11 protein-coding genes are annotated in these 12,734 nt (G+C 44.6%); 8 read left to right on the top strand and 3 right to left on the bottom strand.

What is annotated here, in order from left to right:
* Positions 1-332 precede the first annotated feature (332 nt).
* Positions 333-1,451, bottom strand: coding sequence for a glycosyltransferase family 4 protein (locus ABZP31_RS01765; protein WP_248133895.1), 1,119 nt, complete (start codon positions 1,449-1,451; stop codon positions 333-335).
* A 59-nt stretch (positions 1,452-1,510) separates the two neighbouring features.
* Complete coding sequence (locus ABZP31_RS01770; RefSeq protein ID WP_101160053.1) at positions 1,511-2,446, bottom strand: lauroyl acyltransferase; 936 nt, start codon at positions 2,444-2,446, stop codon at positions 1,511-1,513.
* Between the two features lie 179 nt (positions 2,447-2,625).
* Between ABZP31_RS01770 and ABZP31_RS01775 the strand changes: the two genes are divergently transcribed.
* Positions 2,626-3,186 carry an O-acetyl-ADP-ribose deacetylase gene (locus ABZP31_RS01775; protein ID WP_005023276.1) on the top strand — a complete coding sequence of 187 codons (561 nt, stop codon included), beginning with the start codon at positions 2,626-2,628 and terminating at the stop codon, positions 3,184-3,186.
* Between the two features lie 33 nt (positions 3,187-3,219).
* On the opposite strand, the gene ABZP31_RS01780 is transcribed toward ABZP31_RS01775, so the two are convergent.
* Positions 3,220-5,115, bottom strand: a complete 1,896-nt coding sequence (locus ABZP31_RS01780) for an ATP-binding cassette domain-containing protein (protein WP_005016681.1) — start codon at positions 5,113-5,115, stop codon at positions 3,220-3,222.
* Positions 5,116-5,149: 34 nt separating this feature from the next.
* Between ABZP31_RS01780 and ABZP31_RS01785 the strand changes: the two genes are divergently transcribed.
* The 7 genes from ABZP31_RS01785 (at position 5,150) to ABZP31_RS01815 (ending at position 12,687) form a co-directional block, all read left to right on the top strand.
* Positions 5,150-5,395: a SlyX family protein gene (locus ABZP31_RS01785; protein ID WP_005016680.1), complete on the top strand. Its 246-nt coding sequence runs from the start codon at positions 5,150-5,152 to the stop codon at positions 5,393-5,395.
* Between the two features lie 73 nt (positions 5,396-5,468).
* Entirely contained in the window at positions 5,469-6,494 is a 1,026-nt protein-coding gene (locus ABZP31_RS01790) for a hypothetical protein (RefSeq protein ID WP_248133896.1), read from the top strand.
* 294 nt (positions 6,495-6,788) lie between these two features.
* Positions 6,789-7,238 carry an ammonium transporter gene (locus ABZP31_RS01795; protein ID WP_005016678.1) on the top strand — a complete coding sequence of 150 codons (450 nt, stop codon included), beginning with the start codon at positions 6,789-6,791 and terminating at the stop codon, positions 7,236-7,238.
* A 34-nt stretch (positions 7,239-7,272) separates the two neighbouring features.
* Positions 7,273-9,915, top strand: coding sequence for a type I DNA topoisomerase (topA, locus tag ABZP31_RS01800; protein WP_248133898.1), 2,643 nt, complete (start codon positions 7,273-7,275; stop codon positions 9,913-9,915).
* A 97-nt stretch (positions 9,916-10,012) separates the two neighbouring features.
* Positions 10,013-10,771, top strand: coding sequence for a hypothetical protein (locus ABZP31_RS01805; RefSeq protein WP_005016671.1), 759 nt, complete (start codon positions 10,013-10,015; stop codon positions 10,769-10,771).
* 122 nt (positions 10,772-10,893) lie between these two features.
* Entirely contained in the window at positions 10,894-11,463 is a 570-nt protein-coding gene (locus ABZP31_RS01810; protein WP_005016669.1) for an HdeD family acid-resistance protein, read from the top strand.
* 69 nt (positions 11,464-11,532) lie between these two features.
* Positions 11,533-12,687 (top strand): glycerate kinase, encoded by a 1,155-nt coding sequence (locus ABZP31_RS01815; protein WP_248133899.1) that lies wholly within the window; start codon positions 11,533-11,535, stop codon positions 12,685-12,687.
* Positions 12,688-12,734 lie beyond the last annotated feature (47 nt).

A 12,734-nucleotide genomic window follows, 5' to 3' on the forward strand; every position in this document is an offset into this window, starting at 1 on the left:
TCGATTTAGGCACCAAACGGCTAGTAGCAACACAAAGTATAGCTTACTCTAAGTCTATCAGCACAAGGAACTGGGAATGGAAAATCCCTTAAGGATAGTTAAATGCTGATGGTATACATCAAGGATAAGATGTTGGTAGGGAAAACCACTCTATAAGAATAAAGTAAGTTGAAAGCACAACCTCATGTACCCGAGTTTTGCAGGAAGCAGAACTCGGGTTTATGTTTTAGAGTATAGCTTGAAATCGAGTTTAAGCCATTTGAAAGTTAAGTATCCGTATTAAAAATCTACTGGATAGATTAAATACTATTAATCTTTTAGTTTACAGTATTTCAATATTGCTGCTCTTTAGAATTGATCACCTGCTGATATAAATCCAGTGTCTGTTGAGACATATCACTCAGGCTAAACAGGGTGACAGGTGCAACCTGCTGTGGCTGTTCAATATGCTGTTTAATGGTGCCAAGTAAAGTATTCATATCTTCGGAGGGAACTAGTCCCTGCGGATAAAGTTTTGCCAGAATTTCAGCCACACCCCCGCGATTCCAGCCAATAACTGGTGTTCCAACTGATAAAGCTTCTAAAGCAGTACGACCAAAAGTTTCTGCCTGAGTTGAAAGTGACAACACTACATCTGAGAAAGCCAGCCATTCGCGGATATCGGAACGGTAGCCGACAAACGTAATATCATCGCCCAGTCCTTTGTTTTGAATAGTGTTAGCCAGCTCTTCTAGATAGGCCTGTTTTTTCGGGTCGGCGCCGCCTACAACGACAGCATGTAATTGTGGATAAAAGGGTTTAAGCGCAGCCATCACTTCAATGAGCACTTCATGACCTTTCAAGCGGGTAATCCGTCCAGGCAGACAGAGCAGAAATTTATGCTCAAGTTGAGGATAATCTACAAAAGCCTGATGAATCCACTGCGCTGATGGCTGATAGCCATGTGGAAAAGCTTTGGGATCGATACCCCGGTAAATCCGTACAATATCTTGAGGCGGGCAGTTTTTATAATGTTCAGTAATGTACTGCACCACGCTATCGGAAACTGCGATGACTTTCTCTGCCTGAGTCATGATCGCACTATAACGGTTAACTGAATAAAATCCGTGTACAGTACTGATCAGATGTGGACGTTGTGAAGCGGGTATGCCGCGTAGGGCAAAATGTATCAGCCAAGCCGGTACGCGCGAGCGTACATGAACAATATCAGGTTGATACTGCGTGATTAATTTTCGAAGTGGACGAATCTGCCATAAACTGGACAATGATTTCTTGTGAACAGCCAATGTTAAGTGAGTAGAACCCTCGGCTTCTAACTGGGCTACCAGCCGGCCACCATTGGACACGACCAGAGATTCATGACCTTGGCTGACCAGTGCCCGTGCAATTTCAAGTGTCCCGCGCTCTACACCGCCACTATTGAGCTCTGGAAGCAGTTGCATCACTTTCATATTTATTCTCTTGTTAAATAGGGGGCTCATTGCACTGTTGAATTACTATTTTCAATAGCTCAATAAATTTTGTCATAGCCTTCTGGACGGCTTTTAAAACGGCGATGAAACCACATGTACTGTGTAGGCGCAATCCGTAGCTGTTGCGCAATAATGGAATTTACCCGGGTTGCATCAGCTACTTCGTCTTCACCTGGAAACTGCTCAAGTGCGGGCTCAAGCAAGATACGATACTTGGGATCCTTAATATCACCATAACGATAAAAATATAAGGGGATGGCAACTGCCCTGGAAATTTTCAATAAGCGCCGATGAGCAGTCACTGTAGCGGCAGGCACTCCGAAAAAAGGCGCCATTACACCCTGTTTTAATCCAAAATCCTGATCCGGACTATACCAGATCGCACGGCCATTTTTCAGGTGTCGAATGAGGCCGCGCATGTCATCATGATCAATCTGATGGGTATAGATGGTTGCCCGGCAGCGGTAAATCAGCATATCTAAAAGCGGATTATTTTGAGGGCGGTACACCACATCTGGACTGAAATATTGAGAGCAGATATAACCGCCAGCATCTAGCAAGGTGCTATGGGTACCAAGCAGTAATACACCTTGCTGTCGGGCTTGTGCCTGGTTTAAGTATTCAAGTCCTTCAATACTCACCCGGCCATTAAACCAGGTAGGGCTATACCAGGCATTCAAGGTTTCAAAAACCCCCAGCATCATGTCAATAAATACCTCACGGGCCTGCTGCTGAACTTGTTCCTCTGTCCACTCTGGAAAGCATACTTCAAGATTACGGACAGTAGTTTTTCGACGTGATTTTAGCCGTTCAAATGCTACATTGCCCAGAAATTTTGCCATACGGTGCTGGACTGCCCAAGGTAGTATTGCCAGTAACATCAGAAAGACAATCGCAAGCCAAATGCCCCAATACTGTGGTAACAAAAAAGACCACTGAAATTCACCTGGCGTATAGTGCTGCTTCTTGCTCATAAATCCTGACAATACTGTGCCTCAAAAGTGCCGACAGTTTAGCATGAACTGTTTTTGAAAAGAAAAACCGCTGTCCGTTACCTGAAACACTTAATTGGTAGCACTTCTTATCTGGTTACATACGTGTTTTACCGCTAAATATGAAAGAACAAAAATTCAAATAAAGAAGGAGACAGTACATGAAACAGTTTCGTCTGATTCATGGAGATATTACCGGAATTAGAATTGATGCCATAGTAAATGCAGCCAATAGTACCCTGCTGGGAGGTCATGGTGTAGATGGTGCCATTCATCAGGCTGGTGGGGCTGATATAATTGAAGAGTGCAGACAGATTAGGGCACGCCAAGGAAGCTGCACAGTCGGTGAAGCTGTAATGACAACTGGGGGCCGCTTGCCAGCCCAGTATGTGATTCATACTGTCGGGCCAATATGGGAAGAGGGAAAGGCAAATGAGCGTACACTACTCTCGCAGGCTTACCAAAACAGTTTTGCATTGGCTGAACAGCACTATCTGACTGGCATTGCCTATCCCAACATCTCAACAGGTGTATATCGCTTTCCTAAGGTGGAAGCAGCTGCCATAGCTATTGATACTCTGATTCCACTATTAAAAAATTCGGAAACAGTACAGGAAGTTGCACTGGTATGTTTTGATCTGGAGAATTTTGAATTGTATGAAGAATTATTAAAGCAGCGGCTCCTGGAACAGCAGGAACTCAAATTGAAAATTGAAGCCTGAACCTGTATCTGGTAACAAGTTCAGGCTATTTGTTTAGCCGTTTTGCGACATTGCTTCAAGCTCAGTCCAGCGGTCCAGTTTTTCAAGCAAGAGCTCTTCAATTTCTGACAAACGCTGTGAAGCCTGTGTTGCTGCATCTGCATCTGTTACAAACCAGGAACCATCTGCCAGTTTTTCATTTAATTGAGCCTGTTCCGCTTCAAGCTGCTCAATTTCGGCAGGGAGCTGTTCCAGTTCCCGCTGATCCTTGTAACTCAGCTTTGCCTTTTTAGGCATGGTTACGGTCTCTGCTTTTGCTTGAGCTTTTTTTACATCCGCTTTTTGGTCTACTACTTTCTGGTCTGGCCGCTGCATCAGATAATCCTGATAGCCACCCACATATTCTTCAATGTGGCCTTTGCCATCAAAGACCCAAGTCGATGTTACGACATTATCCATAAAGGCACGGTCATGGCTGATCAGAAGCAGCGTACCTTTATATTCAGCCAGCATTTCCTCAAGCAGCTCCAATGTAACCATATCGAGGTCATTGGTTGGCTCGTCCATGACAATCAGGTTAGACGGTTTAAGCAGTAATTTAGCCAGCAATACGCGGTTCCGCTCTCCTCCTGATAGCGCTTTAACCGGTGTGCGGGCACGCTCTGGTGAAAACAGGAAGTCCTGCAGGTAACTGTAAATATGACGGCGCTGGCCATTTACATCGACGAAATCTGAGCCTTCGGATACATTCTCTGAAACTGATTTCTCCAGATCAAGCTGGTTACGTAGCTGATCGAAGTAAGCCACTTCTAGCTGGGTACCGACCTTGACTGTACCTTGATGTGGAATATCACCGAGTATTGCTTTGATCAGGGTGGTTTTGCCCACACCGTTGTCGCCGACCAGACCAATACGGTCGCCACGCAGTACAATCGCCGAGAAATCCTTGATTAACACCTGGTCATCATAAGAAACACTGAGATGCTCAATATCAAATACCAGTTTGCCAGACCGTTGAGCTTCCTGTACCCCCATATTGACTTTGCCCTGTTGGAAGCGGCGTGCCTTGGATTCTTCACGTAAAGTCTTTAATGCGCGGACACGGCCTTCGTTACGGGTACGTCTGGCTTTAATACCCTGACGAATCCAAGCTTCTTCTTCAGCCAGTTTTTTCTCGAACAGGGCATTTTGTTTTTCTTCTGCTTCAAGCTGTTGGGCTTTCAGGTCCAGATAACGTGAATAATTTCCTTCAAAGCTGCGTAGGGTACCACGGTCAAGTTCGACAATACGGGTAGCCAGCCGGTCAACAAAAGAACGGTCATGTGAAATAAACAGTAAGGTCAGATTATTCTGATCCATAAGAAATTTTTCTAGCCATTCAATACTCTCGACATCCAGATGGTTGGTCGGTTCGTCAAGCAGCAGTACATCCGGCTGGGTAAGCAGTGCACGGGCCAAAAGAACCCGGCGCTTACGTCCACCTGACAGATCAGCCAGATCAGCATCCGGATCTAATCCCATCTTGCTAAGAATATTATTGACCTTGTTTTCTAATGCCCAGCCATCAAGCTGATCCATTTTATGCTGTAGCAGGCCCATACGGTCACAGGCTTCCATATCACCAAGTACGCAGGCATCACTGGCTTCATGATAATCCTTGAGTACCTGGGCAGCTTCGCCTGCCCCATCAGCTACAATGTCAGCAACCTTGCCCGAATCCATCGGTACATCTTGGGCCAGCATTGAAATTGTTACGCCATTTTGTATTGAAACTTCACCACGGTCAGGTAGCAGGCTTCCCTCGATCAGCTTAAGTAAAGTAGACTTACCTTCACCGTTACGGCCAATCAAACATACCCGTTCGCCACGTTCTAATGTAAAGTTCGCGCCATCGAGTAGGGCGGGTCCACCAAATGCAAGCTGGACATCCCTTAAAGTAATATAGGCCATAGTGTTTCCTGAAAAAATCCGTGAGGAGTATTAAATGACTAAACAAACATACCATAATAATCAGGCGACATTTTCCGCACCCATTGAAGATTTGCAAGTAAGAATTGCATTTCTGGATGATTTAGTTGAACAGCTCAATGAACAGGTCACCCGACAAAGCGTCGAGATTACCCATCTGAAGCAGCAAATGCAGCTACTTTATCAGCGTGTTGAAGCTGCTGATCTTTCAGAAGGTATTGCCCCGTTTGATCCTTCTACCAATATTCCCCCACATTATTAATCTGAAATTCATTTGACCTTGAACTGAAATACAGCTGTAATGCAGCGCGCTGTGTTACAACTGCTGAAATACCATGAATAAAGTCATACTCTTTGATCTTGAAAAAAATAAGCCAGCTGCCAGTCTGCTGCGTGAACTGCTTCAGCACTATTCAACCCTGTATCTGTTTAACTGCCAGAAACAGTTTGAATATGCACTGGTTGACCTGACAGAGCTGGCTGGCTGGATTCAGGCAGGCCGGATTGTGGTACTGGAAATTGCAGAAGCAGATTTTAAAGAGTTTGAATATGCGTTAGTCGTGGGGCAGTGTCTGGCTCTTCTGGAAGCTGATGTGCATGTTGATGTTATTTCAGCAATGCCAGAAAGTGAGTTACTGGTGCAGCTGCTGGGCGCTTCGGCAGTCAGTTGCAGCCTGATAAAAATGGAAGCTTCTGCACAACAGAAGTCAAGAATCGTAATTTACAGGTTGCCGAGCAGAGAAGCCTTTGAAAAAAAGCCTCAGCTGCAGCTCGTTAAAAAATATTGTGATCTGTTAGGGAAAATGCCGGGTAAGCCGGCAACTATACAGGGCTTAAAGCATTCAATTATCAGTAGTTTAAATATATTCGCTGAAACAGCACAGCAGCTGGTGGGACTATTGATCAATCTGAAAATTGTCAGGTCACAGGATGGACACGTGTCATATCGCAAAAGAATACTGGCACGCTGGCTGAACTTAAAGCTTGAAGAGTATATGCGGGCAGAAGTGCACACGATGCCTTTACCTTCACAGCCTTCTGTTGAAACTTTTGATATCCACACTACTGAAATTTCAACAAATTCATCTGCATCACTCGAAGCTGCTTTAAAACAGCAGCGCCGTACGGAAGACCTGTATTCAGAATTTGCCCGTATTGATCCGCTGCAATGGCAGATTATACGTCAGCTGGATCAGGCGGGACATAAAAAACCTGACAATATCTATGCCTTGCGTGATCTGTTAAAAAGCATTTTTCCAGAGGCAAATATCCAGCTGCTACTGAAGGAAATGCTTGAAAAAGGCTATATTTATTGGGATGGATATAAAATACATTATAGTCCGGAAATTCTACTGCATTAGTATTTTGAATGTTAAAACTTCTGGACTAGAACTAAGTTTAAATCAGTATTGAAACAATAGATTTAGATGAAGAGAAGGCATTTTAAACTGTTAGGCCGCCTAAAACAGAAGCTAATTTGAACAGCTGGAAATCTGGTACTAAATGCTTTTTATATTGAAAAACACAAATTTATACAGAAATCATATGTTTTCTTCATTTATAGTCCCGAACAGCTCCAGCATTAATTTATTCAGTAAACTTGCGTTTTATATTGGCCTTGTGCAACTCTAATAAAGGAATAAAAAGGTTGAACTATGGAAAACGTTGGAATTTGGGTCGCAATCGTCATTATTGTTTTTGTGTTTGGATCTATTGTCGGGTTAAGAGTTAGCCCGCGAGAAAAAGCACTCGGCCTGATGCGAGAAAAAGCCCGTAAGATTGGCCTGCATCCACGACTGGTTGCAGCCCCTGCCTGGACTAAAATTCCGATGGCTACAGAAAACCGTGCCAGTATGGTGGCTTATTACAGCATCCTGATTCCAGATGCCCGTCTGCCTTTAATGCGGGCGCGTGTTGTTGACCAGAAACTTAAAGTCATCGAGGGAGATCAAAGCTTGGATGATTCTCCCATTGCATTAAAAGGGATTTATGCTATTGATATGCAGGCAAACTGTGTTGGAATTTACTGGGATGAAGAAACTGATCTCAGGGCTACACAGTTAGAAGATATCAAAGCTTATCTGCATGCTTTGGCTGCTCACTAATCTCTTAATTTATCTACAGGAATAACAGTTAATTATGGCGAATGCTCCTCGATCCACATCCAAAAGCACCTCAGCAAGTTCGTCAAGTGCTGCCAACAAGCGTGCCTTAGTGATTGTGGAGTCGCCTGCAAAAGCGAAAACCATCAACAAGTATCTGGGTTCGCAGTACATTGTTAAATCTTCTGTTGGCCATGTGCGTGACCTGCCTACCGGTGGTTCAGCCAAAAATACCGACAAGAAACCGGCTGCCCGGACCAAACTGACCGAAGCCGACAAAGCTAAAAAGGCCCAGCAGGCTCTGATCAACCGTATGGGGGTTGACCCTGAACACGGCTGGGAAGCGCATTATGAAGTGCTACCAGGTAAAGAAAATGTGGTTTCTGAGTTAAAGAAGCTGGCATCCCAAGTTGATGAAATCTATCTCGCGACGGATTTGGACCGAGAAGGTGAGGCAATTGCCTGGCACTTGAAAGAAGTAATTGGTGGTGATGACTCGCGCTACCAGCGTGTAGTGTTTAACGAGATTACTAAAAATGCCATTCAGGAAGCATTTAAGCAGCCCGGTCGCCTGGATACCAATAAGGTTCATGCCCAGCAGGCACGCCGCTTCCTCGACCGTGTTGTAGGTTTCATGATCTCGCCTTTGCTATGGGAAAAAATTGCCCGTGGCCTGTCGGCAGGCCGGGTACAGTCTGTTGCAGTCAAACTGGTGGTTGAGCGTGAACGGGAGATCCGTGCCTTTATTCCTGAAGAATACTGGCAGGTATTTGCTGATACCCTGTCTAAAAAAGACCAGATTCGTCTGGAAGCCGTAAAACAGGCGGGTAAAACCTTAAAACTAAAAAATAAGGCCCAGACTGATACGCTGCTTGAAGTACTGAAAAAGTCCGAGTTTACCGTAGCGCAGCGTGAAGACAAACCGACCAAGGTTAATCCGAGTGCGCCTTATATTACCTCTACCCTGCAACAAGCAGCGAGCACACGTCTCGGATTTTCAGTCAAGAAAACTATGATGTTGGCCCAGCGCTTATATGAAGGCGGCTTCATTACTTATATGCGTACGGACTCAACCTTCCTGAGTGATGACGCGATTAAAATGGTACGTAACCATATTAAAAGTGAATATGGTGATAAATATTTACCGGCAAAACCGAACCGCTATGGCAGTAAAGCCGGGGCACAAGAAGCTCATGAAGCAATACGTCCATCGAGTGTAGAGCTTAAAGGTGACCAGCTTGCAGGTGTAGAGCGTGATGCCCAGCGTCTATATGACCTGATCTGGCGTCAGTTTGTAGCCTGCCAGATGACACCAGCCGAATATTTATCATCTACTCTTACGGTCGCGGCTTCTGATGTCGAGTTGAAAGCCAAAGGCCGAATTCTGGTTTTTGATGGTTTTACTAAAATTCGTGGTGCAAACAAATCTGATGATGATGTACTGCTTCCTGCTGTGAAAGTGGGTGAAGTGCTTAAACTGGAGAAACTTGATCCTAGTCAGCATTTTACCAAACCACCCGCCCGTTTTACTGAGGCTTCTCTGGTAAAAGAACTGGAGAAACGCGGAATCGGCCGTCCTTCGACTTATGCAGCGATTATTTCAACGATTCAGGATCGTGGTTATGTCAAACTGGAAAACCGCCGTTTGTATGCAGAAAAAATGGGTGAGATTGTTACTGATCGTTTAGATGAAAGCTTCAATAACCTGATGAATTATGCTTTTACTGCTGACCTTGAAGGACAGCTAGATAAAGTCGCGACAGGCGAACGCAACTGGAAGGAACTACTGGACAGTTTCTATGGTGACTTTAAGCAGCGGCTGAATAATGCACAGGGTGATCAGGGAATGCGTCGTAATCAACCGGTTGAAGTGCCTGACGTACATTGTCCGGAATGTGACCGTCCGATGCAGATCCGCACCGGAACCACCGGTGTATTCTTGGGCTGCTCAGGTTATAACCTTCCCCCTAAAGAACGCTGTAAGGGTACATTGAATCTTGTACCAGTTGAGTCACTGGCCGCACTATCTGATGACGATGGAGCAGAAACAGCCGATTTGATGTCGAAAAAACGCTGTCTGATCTGTGGAACTGCTATGGACAGCTATGTGATCGATGGTGGTCGTAAACTGCACATCTGTGGCAATAATCCGGATTGTGACGGTTATGAAGTTGAAGAAGGTGAGTTCAAGATTAAGGGTTATGATGGCCCAACAATTCCATGTGATAAATGTGATGGTGAAATGCAGCTTAAGACTGGACGTTTCGGTCCATACTTTGCCTGTAATAACTGTGACAACACCCGTAAAGTTTTGAAAAACGGGCAGCCTGCGCCACCGCGTGTTGATCCGATCAAGATGGAGCATCTGCGCTCTACCAAGCATGATGACTATTTTGTCCTACGCGATGGGGCAGCCGGTCTGTTCTTGGCAGCCAGTAAGTTTCCAAAAATCCGTGAAACCCGGGCACCTAAAGTTGCCGAGCTGCGTACAGTAGCCGAACAGCTGGATCCAAAATATCAGTTTCTATTACAGGCACCTGATACTGACCCTGAAGGTAACCCGACAGTGGTAAAATTCAGCCGTAAAAACCAACAGCAGTATATCGGCTCTGAAACACCAGAAGGTAAACAGACCAAATGGAGTTTAGTCTTCCAAAATGGTAAATGGACCGAAGCCTGATATTTAACTAAAAAGATGCCGGTTTCGACTGGCATTTTTTATGACTAAACAAAAGAAAATAATAGAATCTGTAAGAGATTGATGGGGAAGCACAGCAGTGTGGAAAAGTATTCGGATTATAGCTTTATTGCTGATCTTGCTGGTGGTCGCCATAAATGCCTGGCGTGACCAGAACCAGAACTGGGACCGCCCGGTGACTGTTTTATTACATCCTATTAATGCTGACCAGCGTAGTTCCACACAGCAGTATATTGATCAGCTCACAATCGATCAGTTTAAAGATATACAGAAGTATCTCAGCAGTGCTGCCGCTCCGTACCGAATACAACCAGTTTATTTTTATTTTCAGTTGGGCCGGCCTCTACAACAGCTTCCACCTAAAGTTCCTGAACAGGCGGGTTTAATCGATGTCATATTGTGGAGTTTAAAATTCCGCTTTTATGCCTGGAAAAATTCGATGAGCCAAGAAGGCTCTCCCAGTGTAACGCTCTATCTGAACTTCTATGATCCTCAATTTAACCGGATACTAAAACATTCTACAGCACTTGAAAAAGGGCGAATCGGCTCAGTCAACCTGTTTGCTTCGAGTAAGCAGGCACAACAAAATCAGATTGTGCTGGTGCATGAGCTGCTCCATGCATTTGGAGCATCCGATAAATATGATCTCAATACTGGTTTACCTTTATATCCGCAAGGTTATACTGATCCTCATCTTCAACCTTTATATCCGCAAAAGCGTGCCGAGATTATGACTGGCCATATTCCGCTTTCAGCCGATAAAAGCAGAATGGCAGAAAACCTCCAGCAAACGATGGTTAGTCGACAAACAGCTACAGAGATTGGCTGGCTAAAATAAACTGGGGATAAAAAACAACTTATCCGCAAGGCATGAAACCGGTATAAAAACTATTTATACAGACAAGTGATGACTTGTTACTTACAGTAGTTAAAGACTTAATAACTAGAAGAGTAATGAAAATGAAAACTGTAGGCAATGATCTCATCCGGCATCAATTCCATGAAAATCGTAAATGGTATTTAGGTATTGGTATCCTTTTAGTGCTATTCGGAATATTACTATTAGCCTCCTTGCCTTTCGCAACGTTGTCCGCAGTATTTTTGTTCGGTATCTTGATGATGATAGGCGGTATCTTGCACTTTGTTGCTGCCTTTAAAATTTTTAGAGGCGGTTCACGCTGGCTGTGGGCGCTGTTTGGAATTCTTTATCTGGTAGCCGGTTACTATGCTTTTAGTACACCAGTTAAAACAGCAATTGTCCTGACCAACATTTTGGCTATTTTTCTGATCATTGCGGGTGTAATTCGAAGCGTAAATGCTTTTATATTAAAACCTTTAATAGGCTGGGGCTGGATCCTGCTTTCCGGGCTGCTGACTCTGGCTACCGGTATTATCATTTTGATGTCGCCCGATGCGCCGTTTTGGGTGTTAGGCTTGTTTCTGGCTGTCGATATCCTTTTTCAGGGAGTGAACTATTTAACACTGGCAGCTGCGATTAAGCGTATTCCAAAAAGTTCGGCAGATGTTTAAAACAAGAAAGAGACATATGCCTCTTTCTGTTCATTGAAAGTTTAAATTTATCCATAAAAAGAAAACTTTATGTCACCTACTTTTGTACTTGCTCCTGATTCTTTTAAAGAAAGTATGACTGCACTACAAGCCTGTCATGCCATGCAAAACGGACTCAGTAAAATATTTCCTGAAGCTGTATTTATAAAAGTTCCTATGGCAGATGGCGGAGAGGGTACATTAGATACCCTGATTGCCGTTGCTCAGGGACAGCAGGTTAAATGTCAGGTCACGGGTCCTCTACCTGCCCAAAAAGTTGAAAGCTATTTTGGTCTTATCGATGCTGGCCAGACTGCTGTGATTGAAATGGCTAAAGCCAATGGTATTCATCTGCTTACTCCGGCAGAACGTAACCCGCTTTTAACCACAACCTATGGTACTGGTGAGATGATTCGTCTGGCACTGGACTTAGGGGTATCCAGAATTATTATTGGGCTCGGTGGGAGTGTTACTAATGATGCCGGAGCAGGTATGGCGCAGGCACTAGGTGTACATTTTTATGATAATAATGGCCATGAAGTATGTTTAGGGGGTGGGGAACTTGATCGGGTAAAAACAATCGACTGGTCTCGACTGGACCCACGCTTGAAGACTACAGAAATTATTATTGCCAGTGATGTCAATAACCCGTTAACTGGAGCGCAGGGAGCTTCTTATATTTTTGGTCCGCAAAAGGGCGCTACGCCTGATATGGTTTTACAACTAGATCATAACCTCAGCCATTTTGCAGATATTGTAGAACAGCAGTTAAACCTGAGAAAACGCGAAGTTCCTGGCGCAGGTGCGGCAGGGGGGCTTGGATTTGGCTTGTTAGTTTTTACGGGTGCCCGGATTCAGTCAGGTGTTGAACTGGTTATACAGGAAACCCAGCTGGAAAAATATATTGCCCGGGCTGACTATATTTTTACTGGTGAAGGGAGACTGGATGAACAGTCCTGTTTTGGTAAAACTCCGGTGGGAGTCGCTCGTCTGGCTCGACAGTATGGTAAACCTGTGATCGCCTGTGCGGGGAGTATTGGCCCACAAACTGACACTCTGTATGAAGAAGGTTTTACTGCAATTTTCGGAATTCTGGACCAGTGCAGCGATATTATCGTAGCTTGCCAAAATGGAGCCATTAATTTGGAGCGTACTTGCGAAAATATCGGTCGTACTTTAAAACTGGCTGAAAAGCAGGGTAGATGAGCCTGCCTTTCTATATTGGCTCTGCTAAACTGGTGCTTCAAGTGCGG

The sequence above is a fragment of the Acinetobacter sp. FL genome (genome assembly GCF_040744925.1).
Lineage (GTDB): Bacteria > Pseudomonadota > Gammaproteobacteria > Pseudomonadales > Moraxellaceae > Acinetobacter > Acinetobacter radioresistens.